Source organism: Curtobacterium sp. Csp2 (genome assembly GCF_013347165.1).
Genome location: NZ_CP054593.1, coordinates 3,731,804 through 3,749,871, shown reverse-complemented (window position 1 = coordinate 3,749,871; position 18,068 = coordinate 3,731,804). Strand labels below are relative to the sequence as shown.

12 protein-coding genes are annotated in these 18,068 nt (G+C 66.1%); 8 read left to right on the top strand and 4 right to left on the bottom strand.

The window, feature by feature from the left end:
* Positions 1 to 47: 47 nt before the first annotated feature.
* Positions 48 to 1,892: a dCTP deaminase gene (dcd, locus tag HUN59_RS19535; protein ID WP_217483585.1), complete on the top strand. Its 1,845-nt coding sequence runs from the start codon at positions 48 to 50 to the stop codon at positions 1,890 to 1,892.
* Between the two features lie 244 nt (positions 1,893 to 2,136).
* Here the strand turns inward: dcd and HUN59_RS18190 are convergent.
* A protein-coding gene (locus HUN59_RS18190) for an IS3 family transposase (protein WP_174779184.1) occupies positions 2,137 to 3,299 on the bottom strand; the annotation gives its coding sequence in 2 pieces (ribosomal slippage) (positions 2,137 to 3,020 and positions 3,020 to 3,299; 1,164 coding nt in all).
* Between the two features lie 335 nt (positions 3,300 to 3,634).
* The gene (locus HUN59_RS18185) at positions 3,635 to 4,597 is read right to left on the bottom strand and encodes an FRG domain-containing protein (RefSeq protein ID WP_174779183.1); all 963 of its coding nucleotides are present in this window, start codon (positions 4,595 to 4,597) and stop codon (positions 3,635 to 3,637) included.
* A 1,118-nt stretch (positions 4,598 to 5,715) separates the two neighbouring features.
* Here HUN59_RS18185 and HUN59_RS18180 point away from each other — a divergent pair.
* A complete protein-coding gene (locus HUN59_RS18180; protein WP_174779182.1) occupies positions 5,716 to 6,273 on the top strand; it encodes a hypothetical protein in 558 nt (185 codons plus the stop codon).
* Between the two features lie 97 nt (positions 6,274 to 6,370).
* On the opposite strand, the gene HUN59_RS18175 is transcribed toward HUN59_RS18180, so the two are convergent.
* The gene (locus HUN59_RS18175; protein WP_174779181.1) at positions 6,371 to 6,619 is read right to left on the bottom strand and encodes a hypothetical protein; all 249 of its coding nucleotides are present in this window, start codon (positions 6,617 to 6,619) and stop codon (positions 6,371 to 6,373) included.
* Positions 6,620 to 6,779: 160 nt separating this feature from the next.
* Between HUN59_RS18175 and HUN59_RS18170 the strand changes: the two genes are divergently transcribed.
* The 5 genes from HUN59_RS18170 to HUN59_RS18150 all read left to right on the top strand — a co-directional run bounded on the left by HUN59_RS18170 (position 6,780) and on the right by HUN59_RS18150 (position 12,916).
* On the top strand, positions 6,780 to 7,880 hold the full coding sequence (locus HUN59_RS18170; RefSeq protein WP_174779180.1) for a hypothetical protein: 1,101 nt from the start codon (positions 6,780 to 6,782) through the stop codon (positions 7,878 to 7,880).
* A 244-nt stretch (positions 7,881 to 8,124) separates the two neighbouring features.
* On the top strand, positions 8,125 to 8,883 hold the full coding sequence (locus HUN59_RS18165; RefSeq protein ID WP_174779179.1) for a DUF4238 domain-containing protein: 759 nt from the start codon (positions 8,125 to 8,127) through the stop codon (positions 8,881 to 8,883).
* A 258-nt stretch (positions 8,884 to 9,141) separates the two neighbouring features.
* Positions 9,142 to 10,776, top strand: coding sequence for an NACHT domain-containing protein (locus HUN59_RS18160; protein WP_174779178.1), 1,635 nt, complete (start codon positions 9,142 to 9,144; stop codon positions 10,774 to 10,776).
* A 75-nt stretch (positions 10,777 to 10,851) separates the two neighbouring features.
* Positions 10,852 to 11,874, top strand: coding sequence for a hypothetical protein (locus tag HUN59_RS18155; protein ID WP_174779177.1), 1,023 nt, complete (start codon positions 10,852 to 10,854; stop codon positions 11,872 to 11,874).
* A 682-nt stretch (positions 11,875 to 12,556) separates the two neighbouring features.
* Positions 12,557 to 12,916, top strand: coding sequence for a hypothetical protein (locus tag HUN59_RS18150; RefSeq protein WP_144805284.1), 360 nt, complete (start codon positions 12,557 to 12,559; stop codon positions 12,914 to 12,916).
* A 110-nt stretch (positions 12,917 to 13,026) separates the two neighbouring features.
* On the opposite strand, the gene HUN59_RS18145 is transcribed toward HUN59_RS18150, so the two are convergent.
* Positions 13,027 to 15,678, bottom strand: a complete 2,652-nt coding sequence (locus HUN59_RS18145) for a CBM35 domain-containing protein (RefSeq protein ID WP_254629940.1) — start codon at positions 15,676 to 15,678, stop codon at positions 13,027 to 13,029.
* Positions 15,679 to 15,913: 235 nt separating this feature from the next.
* Between HUN59_RS18145 and HUN59_RS20005 the strand changes: the two genes are divergently transcribed.
* Positions 15,914 to 18,013: a glycoside hydrolase family 36 protein gene (locus HUN59_RS20005; protein ID WP_174779175.1), complete on the top strand. Its 2,100-nt coding sequence runs from the start codon at positions 15,914 to 15,916 to the stop codon at positions 18,011 to 18,013.
* The last annotated feature ends 55 nt before the right edge of the window (positions 18,014 to 18,068 follow it).

Genomic DNA, 18,068 nt, shown 5'->3' with positions numbered 1-18,068 from the left:
ACGAACGGAACGCCCTGCTCGACCGGATCCGTGCCTTTTCCGCGCACGTGAAGGAGCAGATCGCGGCGCTTGGTAGCTCCGGCACCGGTGCACACCTCGCTCTCGACCTGTTCGTCGACTACTGCGATGCCGTCTCGACGGAAGTGAGCGACGCGTTCGACCTCGCGCCCAACGAAGCAAACAAGCTCACACAGCTGCAGCAGTGGAGCACGCACTTCCGTCAGCGTGTGCAGTTCTTCGACGACCAGTTCCGACGTGGCCCCGGCCAGGTGCCCCTCCCCGTCGTCGACCTGATCGAGAACGAACTCATCGGTATGGGTATCACCGGCTCCCGAGCTGTCCTCAGCGTCGGCACGCCGAGCAACTTCATGACGTTCACCGAAGACCTCGCCGCAGCTCTCTTCGAAGGTCTGACGAACCCGCCGATGCGCCTGACCCCGCTGGCGATGATCACGGTGCCCGACCTCGAAGGTTCGCAAGCATCATGGATCCCGATCGTCTGCGGGCACGAACTCGCGCACTACATGCAGCGGCAGAAGGCGGTTATTCGGAGCCACACCAACACGCTCGACGACGATGCCGTCGCTCGGCTGCCCGACCGGCCAAACGGCTTCTCCGACACCGCCTGGGCCCGACGCCTGAATCAAATCGCGGCCGCCTGGTTGGAGGAGCTCACCTGCGACGCCTACGCCGTCCACCGATTCGGGGCTGCGGCGGTCATCGCAATGACGGACTTCCTGCACTACGTCGGCCCGGTCTCCAAAGCAGGGCAAACCCACCCGCCTCGCACTCTCCGAACGAGACTGATGCTGCGATGGCTGGACAGCACCGCGGGAGGCGACAAACTCCACATCGCCGACACCGCCCGCCTCCGCAGCGACGACACTCCAACCCCTCCCGCAAGCCCACTACCGTCGTGGGCGCTACTACTCGAACAGCACTTCGAGACCCACGCAATGGCAATTTTGGCTGACGTCGCCGCCTGGTCGGCTCGACCTACCTACGACCAGGCCACCGCCTCCGACAGCATCGAAGACTGCGCCGCACAACTGCTCAGCGGACGACCCGCCGTCGCACGCGAAAGCGGCCCTACCCGCGGTGCCGCATTCACGGAAGCCGACATCCTCAACGCAATCTGGCTCGGGTTCGCCAGCTACACCGACATGCCCCTGAATCGCATGGCGCTGAAGTCGCTGGATCTGCTCGCCTTCCTGCGGAGGTGGAACAAAGCCGGCGGTGGCGCGGCCCCCAACGAGCCGCCGATGAACAGCATCACCCCCGCAGGCGCTCTGTCCGCTGGCGAGATCCGTAAGCGACTGTCCGCAGAAGACCGCAGCCGCCTCATCGTCACCCCACGACTCCCGCCAGCAGTCAACGATGCCAGCACCGACCTTCGACTCGGCAATAACTTCATCGTCTTCGAACGCTCAAACCTCGGTGAGTTCGACGCCCTGGACGACGCCCGCGACCCCCGGGCCATCCAGACACCCGTGGTCCGTGAGTGGGGCGATGTCTTCTTCCTTCACCCCGGACAGCTGGTTCTCGCCGCGACCCTGGAGTACCTGGTGCTGCCCGACGACCTCGCCGGGCAGGTCATCACCCGCTCCTCGTACGGACGGCTCGGTCTGCTATCCGCGACGGCGGTCCAGGTGCATCCGGGCTTCGCCGGATGCTTGACGCTGGAATTGGTCAACCTCGGAGAACTACCGATGGCAATCACTCCGGGCGAGCGCGTCGCGCAACTGATGTTGTGGCAGACGGAAGCGCCGCAGAGTGCCGGAGCCGCGACGAAGAAGTACACGTATCCGACGGGACCCGAGTTCTCGAAGATCCGCGGCGACGACGAAGCTGACGTCCTGCGGCGCATGCGGGACGCCTTTCGCACCCGGTGACTGCAGCATCCACTCCGCTGCCTTGCGCTTCGCGCGGCCGCGGTGTTCTCCGCTTCCGCTGCGGCGTCGGTAGCGCTCCGTGAGCCCGGAGCTGGCGGAATAGCCGCCTGAACTGGGCTTTCTCTCAAGAGTTCTAGAACTCACGCCTGGGGAGACTGGTCGCGCATAGGTCCGTCCATGACCGAGCAACTCAACTCACAGCCGGCGGACTCGGGACTGCTGCAGGTTCGGTTGACTCGTTCGTTTAGGCCGCGAGTGCGACCTGTGAGTTGATGATCGTCTCGTACTCGATCGGGGTCAACTTCCCCAGACCGCGCTGGCGTCGCTTCCGGTGGTAGGTCGCCTCGATCCAGGTGATGATCGCGAGTCGGAGCTGGTCCCGGGTCGCCCATCGTTTTCGGTTGAGGACGTTCTTCTGCAGCAAGGCGAAGAACGATTCCGTCGCCGCGTTGTCCGCGCACGCCCCGACCCGCCCCATCGATCCGAGCAGCCCGGCGTCCTCGATTGCACGGACGAAGCGCTTGGAACGAAACTGGCTGCCGCGGTCCGAGTGCACGACTGTCCCGACCGGATTCCGTCGCTGCACCGCCATCTGCAGAGCCGCGACGGCGAGGGAGGACCGCATCCGATCACCGATCGAGTACCCCACAATCCGACGCGAGCAGGCGTCTTTCACCGCGCAGAGGTAGAGCTTGCCCTCGCCGGTCGGGTGCTCGGTGATGTCCGTCAGCCACAGCCGGTCCAGGTCCGGTGCCGTGAACGCCCTCCGGACCCGGTCGTCATGAACCGGTGGTCCGGCCTTGCGGTGCAGGCCGCGCTTCTTCGCGTGCAGCGACCACAGCCGCTGCTGCGAGCACAACCGCCACACCCGCCGCTCCGATGCTCGGTGGCCGGCCGCGGCGAGGTCGTCGGCAATGAACCGGTACCCGAACGTCGGATCGTCCCGGTGCGCATCGACGGCCGCGTTGGTCAGGTGCGCATCCGCCCAATCGCGCTCGGTCACCGGGCTCGCGCGCCATCGATAGAACGCCTGCTTCGAGAACCCCAGCACCCGGCAGGCCACCGCGACCGGGATCCGATCGTCGGCGAGTTCGAGGACCAGCGGGTAGATCATTTTGGGAGTTGCGACTGGGCGAAGTACGCCGCCGCCCGGCGGAGGATCTCGTTCTCCTGCTCGAGCAGACGAATCCGTTTCTGCGCCTCCCGCAGCTCCGCCTGTTCGACCGCTCTCACCGACGGGGAGGCTGCGGCACCGGTGCCGTCGTCGCGGTCCGCGAGCCGCAACCAGCGGGCCAGACAGGACTCGGACACACCGAAGTCCTTCGCGACCTGCCGCACCGACGTCTCGCCCTTCCGGGCGACCGCGATCACATCACGGCGGAACTCTTCCGGATACGCCTTCACCATGGCGCACATCCTTCCAGCAGGAGCCAACGCCCCTACCTGTCAGGAGTCAACCAAACCTGCAGCAGCCCCGTGCTTGCTGCGGGTCGCACGGTCGGTGGCGACGCCGTTGCTAGACAGGTCGATCTCGAAGCTGCTGCCGTCCAACGCGTAGTGCACCGTGCTACCCCCTCCGGCTCCGATGACTTCACCGGAAGGGTCTTCCACCAGCTGAGTGGTTATCTTGTGTGCCACAAGCCTCTTCTCTTCGTGGGCCTGAGGTGCCCCCGTGGCAGAAGATGCATCTGGCCGCCTTGCCGCGCACCCGGCACACGGCCAAGGCGGCGGTTCGAAGCAGATCAGTTGGCCGCGACGGCGTGCTTCACCACGTGCTTCGCCAGACGGGCAGTCTCCGTGAATGCAGGGTAGATCGTGTCCTCCGAGATCTGCAGTTCCTCGCGGAGCCGTTGCAGCAGTCCTCGCTTCCACTCGGCAGGAATGCGAATCACCCAGGCCGCGCCGCCCCACCCGTGCCCTGTGCGTTCCTGGCGCTGGGTCAGGAACTTCAAAGCGAGATTCGACACGTCCGAGCGCATGTCGACTGGGACGGGCTCTCCTTCGGTGGGGAAGCCTAGGCCTGGGTAGGAGCGGAAAAGGCCTCCTGCGAGGAACGTGCCGTTTTGGGCGCGCATGCGTGGATCGAGTGCGTCGTGTTCGACGGCCGCCACCTTATTAGTCCACCGGCTGTCACCGTTCACTTCACTAGCACGGAAGTGTGCCCATGGGAGCGAATTTGTCGAGTAGTCCAGATGGGACGCGCCGTACGGGTTCACCAATAGGAGGACGCCGTCGACACTGTGCTTGCTCTCGACGGCGAAGAAGAGGCTTTCCATCGGTGATCGAGAGACGTCGATGAGTCGTGTCGGCATGAGGTGATGCTGCAGGACGGTGACGAGTTCAAAGTCCGACAGGTGACGGCCCAGGCCTTCCGCTCGCATCGCTTCGATTAGGGCGGTCTCGGCGTCCCGCAGATCGCGCTCCGTGATAACGCCTTCTGGCTTCGCCGCCCGCACCTGGCGGTACAAGCTCGATGTCAAGCCATAGGAGATGTCGGACTGGCCGCGGAAGAAAAGGTTGTCTCCCGCGGCGATCGGCCATGTCGCCAGTTCTCTGAAGTCGCCGTTCTGCAGCCAATCCCAGAGCGTGTCGGCTTTGTCGAGTGCGAACCGATCGTTGCACTGATGCCGTAGCCAGAAACTCCTCCGGAAACCGTTTTGCGTCTCAGTCGAGTTCGCGGCGGCATCTGCGATTGTCGGCTGCACTGTTTCCCCCTATTATCGAGTCCGCTTGTGCGAACCACTGTGAGCAGACACTAGCGCACTTGCGGGAGTTCCCTCCTCTGGCGCTCATCCCCTAAACGGGGGCTTGGACGTGAAACGTCTTCTACTATAAGGCCGCGTCATTCCGGCGCCCTTCGGCCGGCGCGTCTCGCTCTACCCGATCCCGCTTCCCCTGGAACGCGCAGGGCCGCCGGGAGCGTCCCCTGCGCTCGGCCCGGAGCGCTATCGCTTCATGGCTTCTCGCCTATCGGGCTGAACTGCCCTCGTCGAATTGCCTGCAGTGCGCGCGGTAGTCGATCACCTATCGAATACCGCAAGCGTTCATCACGAGGTGCGCGCCTAGTGGAGCAGATCAGTGACTCGAGCACGTCCGTCGACTGTCCACTGGTCAAGTGGAGGCGGGGAACACGGTCACGTTCGAGCCCCACGCGCGCCGATCTGAGCGCACTCCGACCTCCCGGAACGGAGTCCGATGGTCTGCTACTCCAGAGGTTCGATGCGTGTATTGCGTTCGGGTGCTAGCGCCCATCCGTTTCGTTCATGGAGCTCCTTCGTGAGCTCCACCGCGTGTGCGGCAAGCTTCGTGAGAGCCTCAGCGTCGTACCCATTGGATCGGAGGAACCGAAGATTGGAGCTGAGCGCGTGCGCCCAGGTCAGGAGCGGGGGCGAGGCCGTTTATCCGCTGCTCCACACTGTCGTCCGGACGGGACACCGTCATGGCTTGACGGCTGTAGGTTGCTCCGAGGGTGCGCTCCGCTTCCAGCCATACGTCGAGGCCGCTCCACGCCGGCATCCCGTCGACGAGCTCGATAGTCGCTATCCGGAGGTTCTCGAGCCGCTCACCGATCGGCGCTGCTGACGGATCGAAGCGGATTAGCCGCTGTTCAGCGCGCTTCGACATCGGGCGCCCGAACGAGTTCGTCGACTCGGCACGTGTCTGACGTGGGAGATGGCTTCCATGACGAGCCCTCGCAGGCCGCAAGCCCGCCCGGCGGCTTGAATGCGTTTGAGGCAACCCGTCGGATCCGAAGTGCTGCGACGCAACCCTCCACATCCTTCGCCCAGCCGCGACGCGCGTCCTTAGCAAGCAGACTTATCGCATGTTCACTCTCCAGGTTCTGGCGGCCGGAAGTCCGGCTGCCAGCGTCCCGCTTTGGCCAACGTTGTTGGCGGGGGCGGCCGCCGGCGCAATCATCACCTCTCTCGTGACCCTTCTTGCTGGTGCTCTCGAGGCGCGGCGTGAGCATCGACGCTGGCTTCGTGAGAAGCGCCTCGATGCGTATCTTCGTGCGTTCGCGCTGACCAAGGGCTTCGATTTGAACTCGTCGAAGACCGGCAAAGTCGTCGCGTCGCTCATCGCGGAGGCGGTTGCCGAGGGACCGGAGGATCTGGATGCGAAGGCGGCATTCGAGCGTCTGCGCCAGGACCCCGACTACCGTGCTCTGGACGAGCAAGCGTCAGAGCTGCAGGCGACCGCGGCTCGAGAGCTCGCCGCTGTCGTCCTGCTCGGACCTCAAGAAGTCGCAGTCGCTGTTCTCGAGATGCAGAAATCCTACGAGGCAGGCGACGATGAAAGGGCCGGCAGAGCCGAGCAAGACTTCCGTGATGCTGCTCAACGCGTGCTGAGAGTGCCGAGGCCACGGCGGCGCCGTCGCTGAGCGCAGAGGAACGCCGCGACTAGAACCGGGCAGAGGAGGCGACCCTCATCGGCGTACCCGGGTGCGTAAACCCTGATCCGTTCGTCAGCGGATGGGGCTACTCGAGTCGCACAACCGGTACGACCCACGTCCCGCGGTCATCCCGCCAGCCGCCGGGTTCGGGCTGGACGCCCCACGCGGACAGCAGCATCGTGACCTTCAATTCGTCGTCTGGTCGGCGAGGGTCGCCACCGAAGCCGATGAGGTCGCCGGCCTTGTCGCCTGCGCCGGTCGCGTCGGGGTCGAGGCGCAAACGCCAGACGCGGTGGTGGTGTTCAAAGGTAATGCGGGCAAGACGGTCAGTCATGGTGCGGCTCCTGATCTCGAAGCGCTGGCTTCCGGCGCTACAACTCCTACTATCGGCACCGAGCGACGTGACTTCGGGCGGCCCCGAGCCAGCCAGCGCTTGACGAGGAGCACGGCTATGACGACATGAGCGGGTCCGACCTGTGCCAGGATGACAGGAAATGAGTAATACCCAGGTGACTTCGATGTATCAGCCGGCCCTGCCTGCACTCCGGCGCGATGTCCAAGGCGGCGTCGCTGCGCTGACGGTCGTCGGGCTTTACGTTCTGTCGATCGTCGTTGGGATCGTCAAGGGAGACAGCGTCGATCTGGCGTGGCTCGGGGACTTGGGTGCGTCCGCTTTCAAGGACGGTCCGGACGCCATCCTCCCGCTCCCCGGATGGGCCTTCGCGCTGTTCGGCATCACCGTCGGTGGGCAGATCGCGCTCACCGGCCGGCCCGCGGGGGAGACGCTCCGGCGCATGTTGGGTGTGCTCGGACTTGTCCTTGCTTCCTTCGCAATGGTGTTCGTCATCGTCGCGGTAGCGGGAGTGATCAAAGACCACACCCTCGTCGGCGTGCTTCCCACAGTCCTCTCCGCTGGGGCGGTGACGTGGTTTCTCGCCGCCGAGTGCGGCCGGTTCATCGTCCCGTCGTTCTCCGACCAGCAGAAGAGCGCCACGACGCAGCTCGACTCGATCAAGCGCCAACGCGTTGTTCTGCAGCGGTTTACTGGCGGGCGGAAGGCGATCCGGCGTCTCGTCCTCGTCGCGCTCGTCGTCGGATTAGTCGCGGCGGTCGTGCTGGTCTTCGCTGACGGGCGCCTCGTTGCCGTGGGTCTTGGTTTCCTGCTCGTTACAGTGGTGGCCTTCGCGGGGCTGTGCCTCGTCGCTATCATGACCGCAAGCGCTGTGCTCGAAGTCAAGAAGTGGAAACGTATCGGAACGCGCGTCCTGTGGGTTCTTGTGTATTTCGCATTTATTGGCACGGCGTGGTACGCCGAATCCGGCTCTGGTGTGCACCTGGGGGTGACTCTGGGCATTCAAGGGTTGCTCGTTGCTCCGCTTGTTCTGTTCTTCGGAGCTCGGTCGGTGCAGACTGGTAGCAATCGTGTTTGGTTCCTCGCGGGCGCACTCGTGCAGTTCGCCGATAACGACCTTGAACGTCAGGAGAAGCTCGCAACACGACGGCAAGAGCGTTTGACGAATCATCAGGCGGAGCAACCTGAGCCGCGCGACTTCGTGTCGCGGCTGAAACGAGGGAGTGCAGCGTTCTTCCAGTGACCGGCACACACCTCACCGAACCCGCGCTGCAGGCGAGCTCCTACGAGCGATCCCGGTCCGAAGTCCCGGTTGTCGAAGGCGATCGGGAACGGCACGCGTGGCGAATCGACGCGTCCCACTGTGGGACCGGCTCGGCACCGCTTCGTAGCTTCAGGTCTATGGGAAAGATTCAGGTGGCGCAAGATGATGTCTTAAGGGGCAACAACAACTCAGCGCAGACGAAGTTGCACGTGAGGAATCTGTGATGAACCGGCCAGTAGAGAAGCGTGCCCACATGGTCTCTAAGGGCTACATTAAGGCGTGGGCAGACAGCCGAAAGGCCGTCGAGGTCATCGATAAAGTTCGAAACTACGGGTACGTCGACTCCTATAACAACGCCACCGTCTGGAGCTTTGCCTACGAGCCTCAGGTGCTCACCCACGACCTTGAGAAAGAATACGGGGTCGTGGAAAGTCGCGGACTCAGGGTGATCCGCAAACTTCGGCAAGCGCAGTACGACCTCGCCGACGACGAACGTGTTGCCCTGATTGCGTTCCTCGACATGCACCTCAACCGAGGTCGGTACGCCGACCAGGTGGGCGTCCAAACCTCCGCTGTTGCGTTGCGGACGGATGGAACGTCCGAGCAGGTGCAACTCAACACCGCCGATCGGATGCTGCTTTCCCGATCCGAGGAAAGGTTAGTCAGGCTCGCAGCCCTCGGAGTCGAACATTGGCAGCTGACCATCGAGGAGTGGCCGCAGATGCTCGTAACAGGCGACGGAGCAGTGCTGCTCTGGCGTGACGCAAACGGCTCGGGAGTCGGCACGGTCACCTTCCCGCTCTCACCCTCCCTGCTGCTCGTGCTCGGCCCGCGCCTGGACTACCCGGACAACTTCCAACTCAACGCACTCGTGGCGGCAAACTCGCGGCGATGGCTCATCGGGCAGCGCCGCACCCTGAGGATGGGTGACCTCGGGGACGCCGGCCAGCAGCCTGCGGACGACAGCCCGAGCCACTCCTGACTCCAGCAGAGCGAGGGCACGTCGGCCGGCTAAAGCGTGGACTGGAGCAGACGGCGACTCCCACAGCCGACTGCGCGCCGGGCGGCGCTGCCGCTGATAAACAACACGACAGCCCCTCCGTGGGAGGGTCAACGCGGTGGTCTCCTCCATGGGGGCCTGGTCCGACGTGTCCTTCTGCCTCAGAAGTGCACTGTTCGCACGCGCCTGGCCTTTAGGCTCGATGCGCCGAGCACGGCGAGGGTGCGGATGGAGAGTCAAATGGAGCGGCCGGAACTTGAAGCCATGGGGCCGTTCGGCTTCCAGGATCTAGCGGCGGCGTTGTTGGTGGCGGAGTTCGGGTCCGGTCTTCACGTGATGGGACGTGGTCGCGACGGCGGCAGGGACCTATACACCGATGAGCCCCTCCGCTGGACGAACGGGACGAATGCGGAGTGGCACGGCCGCACCGTGTTCCAGGTGAAGCAGAAGGCCGCCCTCGGCTCCCGGCCGGCCGACAACGCCGCATGGCTCGCCGACCAAATCCGGACGGAACTTCGCGATTGGCTAGACGCCGACGAGCGGCCAACGACACCCAAGCAGCTCGTGTTCGTCACCAACGTCCCGCTCTCGCCGGTACCGGAGTCGGGTGGCCATGACGTGGTGCGGGCGAGTGTTGAGAAGGTTCGCCGCGCTGTCGAAGCCGCCGACAGCACATCCGATCGAGCCGTCCGGCGAAAAGAACGACTTGCGCGTCTGGATAGAGTCGAGGTGCTGTCACGGGAGTGGGTGCTCACGGGCCTCCGGATTCACGACGCAGTGCGTCTAGGGTTTCCGGGGCTGGTGACTGCGGGGGACGTGCTGGCGGCGTTCGGAGCAGAGAACGGGCTCACCTCCACCCGAGAGATCGGTGAGATTCTCAGCCGGCATGCACGTACTCAACTGGCCACTGACGGCAGTATCTGGCTCGAGGAAGCAGGAGACCCGGATGCGAGTCGACTTCGGCTCCACGACTTTGCCGTCGATCTCCCTGTGGTTGTAGCCGCCGGCACGGGAGCCGAATCGCGGGGCGCACTCGCCGAGATTGTCCTTCAGAGGGCGCAGCAGGTGCGACGGCGATCTCTCGCTGTCAGGGAGGTGCCACGTCATCTTGTCGTCACTGGGGCACCCGGCAACGGGAAGACGACGATGTCGAAACTGCTCGTTCAAGCTTCTCGTTGCTCGCTCTTGTCGGATGTCGACCTGAGCATCGACCAACGTCGCATCGTAGACGGGACTACTGCCGCCTTGGACGCGGTCGGCATTGCTCTGCCTGCGCACTTGCGAAGGCCATTACGAGTGGACCTGGCGAAGTTCGCGGAAGCGGGGAGGTTCGAAGGGGACACATCCTTGCTGAAGGCGATCGGTGAGCACCTTTCCGATCAGATGGGGGAGGACACCGTCAACGGTGCTCAGCTTGGTAGCTGGCTTCGAGCGTTCCCATGGTTCTTGGTCCTCGATGGTCTGGATGAAGTGACCGATCCGCAGACCTGGAGGCAGCTGATCGAACGGGTTGAGGAGTTCGTCAATGATGCCGAAGTTGCCGATGCGGATCTCCTCCTCGTGCTCACGACGCGTCCACTCGGCTACAACGATGAGTTCGGAAACGAGCGCTTTGAGCGCCTCGACCTCGACTACCTCACTCCTGACGAAGGTCTTGCATACGGTGAGCGCGCCACCGCAGCACGACTGCACGGCGACCCGGAGCGAACGCAAGCGGTCATCGGGCGGTTGCGCCGCGCAGCGGAAGGGGACGCCTACGTCCCGTTGTTCCGGACACTTCTGCAGGTGCTGTTCCTGACCATTGTGCTGGAGTCGTCTCCACGTTTGGCGCCGGATCGGTACAGCTTGTTCAGGGGGTACTTCGACACGGTGTAAAAGCGTGAGGCGTCGAAGACGTCGGCGCTCTACCGCCTTCTGGATGACTACGGGCCGCAAATACTCCACCTTCATGTGGACGTCGCTATAGAGCTCCAGGTCCGCAACGAATCCGGCTCTTCGTCGGACGCGACTCTTTCGACGGCCGAGCTGCGGGAACACATCTGGAAGGTGCTGTCTGATGCCGGATACGACCCCACTGGAGCTGACAGTGAAACGATCGACTCGCTCTATATCGCCGCGACCCACCGCCTGGTCCTGATCACGGCGCGTGGCGACAAGGGCTTCGGATTCGACGTGCGATCTCTCCAGGAGTTGATGGCCGGGTTGTACCTCGTCAATGCCCAACCCGAGTTGGTGATCGCCCGATTGATCCTCGCGGCGCCGAGCCCGCATTGGCGCAACGCGTGGCTCTTCGCAGCGGGCTCGATTTTCGCGGGCGGGCACGACCACATGCAGGAATCGCTTGTATCCCTTGTGGAGGACCTCGATGAACGGCAGGACTCGCGCCTGAGCGGGATCTTTCCGGTCGCACCACAGCTGGCGCTAGACATCATCGACGACGGCATGGTCCGCGACCGACCGGCCCTAAGAGCCTGGCTCTTTGCGGTGGCGCTCAGAGTGCTGGACAGGCCGATGATTACGGTCAGCCCTGCTGTCACCCTCATCCGTGCGGCGGGCACGTGGCCCGCCGAAGGTGACGAGCTCAAACTCGCGTTGACGGCAGCCCTCCGAGGTGGCTCGATCGCAAGGGGCAACGCTGAGATTCTCATCGACATCGTGCGTAGGCGTATCGACGAGGGTGGCTTGGCCTTCGATACACGTGTTCTCGGTCAGCTACGGAGCGATGACGAGCCGACCTCGGCGGGTTCGGCAGAGACCGCTTGGGCTCTCTTCGACGAGCAAGTCGCTACCGCGTATGTCGATGGTGAAGACGAGGAGGTTCTGTTGCGGACTGCGCGTGCCATCCGGTCCCGCCTTAGCTGGTCACACGTTGATGGCCACATACTGGCGGAAGTCGCGAAGAGGCCCCTGCTCTGGCGGCGCTCCAAGCTGCGCTGGCGGAGGTCGCCACAATCGATCCAGCGCTCATCATGACTTTACAAAAGGAGCTGTGGCCGGCCATCTCGCGCGCACCAGTCGGGAATGCGATCCTTGGGGCCGCAGTCGACAGTGGTACAACAAGCAGCTGACCGTCCCGCCGTTGGAGGCGGACTTAGGGCGTTCCTGGTGCTCCGGGCACGACCGTTGTGGAAAGGCACTCAAGCCGGTTCTTCACCGGTCAGCCTTCGTCCGTTGATTGAATGAGCGGCGGAGCGTTGCTGATAGCCCGTCCGGTTTGATTCTCACGAGGCTGCCTCAAACCGTCGTCGCTGCGGCGTCAGGCAGAGGCTTCAGCTCGGCAGGTTGTGGCGGAGGTCGTAGCCGGTGTCGGCGAGGAACTGCAGCCGGTTGCGGACTTCCTCGAGCGAGGCTGCGTCGTCCTTGCGCATGTCGGCAGACAGAGCCCTGCTGACCTGGGCTTTCCCGAAAAAGGGGAAACTAAGAGCAGGCCCAGGGGAAACCCAGCCAACGGCGCCGGGTGAGGCGTCTTGCATCCGCGTGATCACGCGGGGCGTCGAGATCTGCAAATGACCCGCCACAGAAAACCCCCGCTTCGGCGGGGGTTTTCTTCTTCCTGGCCGAGCCTCTGGAGTGTCCTCGGTGCGGATCTCGTGAGGTGCCTCAGTACCCACCGGTCAGTGGTCCTGCCCAGGGCCTCGCGTGCGAGGATCACGGCGTGATGAAGCCCGTCGAGCCACTGCGCGCCCCTCGCGCTCGCGAGCGCATGATCGTCGGAGCCGTTGCCGACGTCACCCGTGGGAGCAGCGCGGACGCACTCCGGTCGCAAGTGTCGATGATGCTCGTCGCGTCGAACTGCGGCTGCGGATGCGGGAGTTTCGCCGTCTCGGTCCCGGAAGCTGCGCCGGCCGTGTCCACCGGTGACGTGCCTGCTCTCGTCGGGCACGAGCCGCCGGTCGAGGTGCTGCCCGTCTTCCGCGATGACGGCAGGCTCGCGAGCGTCGAGGTGACGTACTTTCTCTCGGATCCCGACGGCATCCCTGCGGGGAGCTCCCTGACCGCCCGGTGGCCGCGCTGACACTGCAGCGGCGTGAGCGCGCGAACGGCGGAGGGCCCGAGGCCGTTCCGCCCCGGACCCTCCGCCTCCGGCCGACAGCGGCGCGTCCCGACACGCGCCGCTGTCGGCGGTCACCGCGCGACCGTGGTCGCGCTCCCCGCGGTCAGCTTCGCCAGCGTGACCACGTCGATGTCCGGTGCGTAGGCCCCGGCATTGCCGAGCGTGAGTGATCCGCTCGCCGTGGTCAGGTCGAGCGGGATGCTCGTGTCCCAGAAGCTGTTCCACGAGTACCCGTTGCGGAACGTGCCGCGCGTGGTCGCACCGCCGGCCTCGGTGACGTCGAGGAACCGGTTGACGACCTGCGGGTTGTAGTTGAGGTTCGACGACTGGTCCGCGTTCGCCGCCGTGACCGTCAGGACGAACGCCCCGGTACCGAGCGACGACGGACGGGTCAGGGTCGCGGTGTTGCCCGCGCCGTTGCCGAGGTCTCCGAGCTTCGTGACGACGCCCTTCCCGTCGGCGTCACCGTTCGATCCGGCGGACGCGGGGATGGTGACCGCCTTCGCGGTGCCTGCGAGCGTGAGCGACTCGCCCTCGATCCGGACCGCGTTGGCGGACGCGGTGTCCGCGGCGCGCTGCGTCGACCCGCGGACGGTCGTGATGCCGGTGACCGTCGCGCCGTTCGGGGACCCGACGGTCAGCTCCGAGATGCCCTGTGGCAGCCAGATGCGAGCGGTCGTCCGCCAGGAACCTGCGCCGCTGATCGATCCGAGCGGGACGGATCGGCCACCGACCTTCAGCGTCAGCGCACTCGCTGCGGATGTGACCGAGTCGAGGCTGACGTCCTGGTACCCGGACTCGAGTGCCGAGACGAAGAACGTCGCGGTGCCGGACCCGGTCAGCGCTGCTCCGCCGTTCGCGGCTGCGGTCGACGAGCCGTAGGTCGCGCTCGCCGTGCCGGCCAGCCGCGCGTCGACGGCCGGATAGGTGTCGGTGTCCCCGTTCGTGACGTTCTGCACCGTGAAGCGGTCGAGCGTGATGTCCGCACCGGGCAGGACGTTCGTGCCGTCTTTGCTCGCGCGGAGGGAGAACGTGTGCGACCCGGCTGCGAGCTGCACGAGCACCGAGGCGGTGCCCCGGTACGTCCAGCTCTGGTCTGCCGAGTACTTCACGAGCTGGTTGAACGTGTTGTCGACGAACAGCGCGTGCTGTCCGGGCTGTCCGTTCGCGCCGCCGAGCACGGTCAGTCGGTAGGTCCCGGCGGTCGGAGCGTTCACCGTCCAGGTCGCGGCGCTGTCGGCCTTGTTGAACGATCCGACGTCCTTCCCGCCGGAGGCCATGCCGTTCACGGACGACGGGTCCTGCGTGTACACCGTCGCGTCTGTCAGGGTGGTGTTCTCCGCCTCGACGCTGCTGACCGCTGAGGTGTCGACCGCGGGACGGTTCGCCCGTGCCGGGGTGACCTCCACCTGGTAGGCCGCGTACCGGTCACTGCTCGGCACGGTGACGCTCAGCGCACCGTTCGTGACGGTCGCACGCTGCGAGACGACGACGGGCGGCTGCTGGGACAGCCCCTCCTTCCCGTTCAGCCGGTCCGCACGCACCGTGACGTCGACGGAGGTGCCGAAGACGCTGCTCGACAGGCCCGTCAGGTCGACCGACACGTCGTTCGAGCCGCCGCCGAGCAGCACGGTGGCCTTCTTCGCGGTCGTGTCGATCGACGCGACGCCCTGGAGCGTGTCGGTGGTGTTCGCCTGCGGCGGGGTGACGGTCACGGTGTTCCCGGTCAGGTCGCCGTACCACTTGTAGAGCCACCACGCGCCGTTCGCGCTGTTCGTGCGGGAGGAGTTGTCGTTGAGGTTGCCGGCGTAGTTCCAGTACGCGGTCTGGGCGTCGACCTTCTGGTCCTCGAACATCGAGATCCACTGGACGAGCTGTCCGGGCACACCCATGTCGCGCGGGTTGCCGTACTCCGTGATGTTCACCGGGATCGCCGACAGGCCGAGGTTCGACAGGATGCCGCGGTACGTCGACATGTTCGTGCGGAAGTTCGCGAGGCTGCTGGGGTTCAGCTCGTGCCAGATCGTCACGTCTGGCAGCTGGCCCTGGGCCTTTGCGTACGCAAGGAAGTCGGTCGTGCGGTCAGAGTGGAAGGACCCGTCGCCCATGGCGCCGATCCGGGCGTGCCCGAGGCCGTGCGCCGTCCAGACCTGCTGGATGGTCGTGTACACGGCGGACCAGTCGGACAGGAACTGCGACTTGTCGTTCGTCCAGTTCGTGTACCAGTCCAGGTCGGGCTCGTTGAACGGGATGAACACGTACTGCTTCGGGTGTGCCGACTGCGTGGCGATCGTCTCGGCTTCCTGCTTGACGATCGGCAGGTAGTCCCACACCCCGTCGTTGTCCGCGTCGCCCGGGCGGTTGCCGCCGTTGTAGGGGAAGTCCGGGTACTGGTCCTGCATGTAGACGTACTCGTCCTTCCCGGCGCCGGCGAAGAACGACGGTTCGACACGGAGCGCGTCGCCGGTTGGGTGCTGCGCGCCCCCTGGCGGCTTCTGCGACGTGTTCGTGACGTGCGCTCCGTCGATGAGCGCCTGGGTCGGGTTGCCCGGGTCGCCGAGGCCGTAGAGCGTGCCGCCGGCTCCGCCGCGGACGACTCCGGTGGACGATCCGAACGCGACGCCGAGGTGGTCGACGGTGGCCGCGGACGCCGTGGGTGCGATCCCGACGAGTCCGAGGGCGGTGAGGGCGGCGACCGAGACGGCCGCGGCGAACCCGGGCACGCGACGGTGACCGGGAAGGACAGGACGTGGCACTTCGTACTCCTTCGTACTGGGCCCCGGAGGCGGGACGATCGGAACCCTAGATCGTGAAAGCGATTTCAACAAGAGTTGGAGATCCCGTGCGCCCGGCTGCCGAAGTCGAGATAGCGATTTCACGATCCCTCTTGCGTCGAGCATTGAAACCGCTATCATCGCCTTACGGTCCGCCGTTGGGCCGCACCACGAGGAGGCAGCGTTGCCGCAGATCGACTGGACCCCGCAGGGTGTCCACCTGGCGTTCCGACACGACGAGGACCGTCCCCTGAGGGTGACCCGGTTCGTCGGCCGAGGCGCCGACGCGTGCCTCGGCGACGACGTGCCGCTCGTCGAGGTGCTCGCCGTCGGCTCCGGGCACACGCTCTCGAACGATCGACTCGTGCAGACGTCGATCGGCGCTGCACTGCGGTACCGCTCACACGACGAGCCGGCTGCCGACACCCTCGTGGTCCATCTCGGCACGGAGGGCACCACGCCGGCGGTCGAGGTCGACGTGACGCTCCGCGCGGTCGACGGTGCGGTGCGGTGCGTGTCCACGGTCCGGAACGCCGGTGCCGAGGCCGTCCTGCTCACCTCGGTCACGAGCTGGGCGAGCGGTCTCGGGCGGGACGCCGGTGCCGAGCGCCCCCTGCTCCCCTCGGACTGGTCCCTCATCGAGGGTGTGAACGACTGGCTCGGCGAGGGGCGCTGGACCACCCGACCGCTCCGCGGTGTCCTCCTGCCGGAACTCCACGAGGAACTCACCGGCCACACGCCCCGGTCCGCCGTCACCCGCACGGCGGCGGGGACCTGGTCGACCGGTGGGCACCTGCCCGTCGCGGGCCTGACGGCGCCGGGCCTGACCTGGTTGTGGGAGGTCGAGCACAACGGTCCCTGGCGGTGGGAGGTCGGCGAGCACGTCTCCGACTGCTACGTCGCAGTGTCCGGGCCGACGGACCGCGACCACCAGTGGTCGGTGTCGCTGGAGCCCGGTGACACGTTCACGACCGTGCCGGCGACCGTGGCGCTGGGCCGGGACCTGCCGACCGCTGCGGCTGCGATGGCCGCAGCCCGGCGGCGGAACCGTCTGCCGCACGCCGAGAACACGGTGCCGACGATCGTCTTCAACGACTACATGAACACCCTCGACGGCGACCCCTCCACCGACAAGCTCCTGCCCCTCGTGGCCGCGGCCGGCCGTGTCGGCGTGGACACGTTCTGCATCGACGCCGGCTGGTACTCGGACACCGCGGACTGGTGGGACACCGTCGGAGCGTGGGAGCCGTCGCGCACCCGCTTCCCGAACGGCCTCCGCGAGGTCGTCGAGGCGATCCGGGAGGCCGGCATGACGCCGGGCCTGTGGCTCGAGCCCGAGGTCGTCGGGGTCGGCAGCCCGGTCGCCGACCGCCTGCCACCCGAGGCGTTCCTGCGGCGCCGCGGCCACCGCGTGGAGGAGCACGACCGGTACCACCTCGACCTCCGGCACCCCGCGGCCCGCGCGCACCTCGACTCCGTCGTGGACCGCCTGGTCGCGGAGTTCGGCATCGGCTTCTTCAAGCTCGACTACAACATCGACGGCGGTCCGGGCACCGACCGGGCGACGGACAGCGTCGGCGCTGGACTGCTCGAGCACAACCGGGCGCACCTCACCTGGCTCGAGGGCGTGCACGCGCGCCACCCGGACCTGGTGCTCGAGAACTGCGCGTCCGGCGCGATGCGCGCGGACCCCGCCGTGCTCGCACGGACGCAGCTCCAGTCGACGTCGGACCAGCAGGACCCGCTGCTGTACCCGCCCATCGCAGCATCCGCGAGCCTGTCGGTCCTGCCCGAGCAGGCGGCGAACTGGGCCTACCCGCAGCCGGACCTGTCCGACGAGCAGAACGTCTTCACCCTGGTCACCGGGCTCGCCGGACGGTTCTACCTGTCCGGGCACCTGGACGGCATGACGGACGACCAGACGGCCCGGGTCCGCGAGGCAGTCGACGCCGCGCGGGTACTCCACCGGGACCTCGCCGACGCGGAGCCGTCCTGGCCCCTCGGCCTGCCCGGGTGGACCGACCGCTGGGTCGCGGCCGCCCGGCACACCCCGACCCGCACGGTCGTGTCCGTCTGGGACCGGGGCGACGGCCCGGACGAGACCGTCCTGCGCTTCCCGGAGCTCGCCGGCCAGGCCCGCACCGTCTCCACGATCTTCCCGCACGACCTGCCCGGATGGCTGGCCGCGTGGGACGCCGACACCGGCACCCTGTCGGTCCGCACCACCGTCACCACCCCGACGGCTCGGACCTTCTCCCTCACCCCGACGGCGCCGTCGGAGTGAGACACGAACACCTCGCAGCACCCCACTCGACGAACACCTCACACCAAGGACGAAC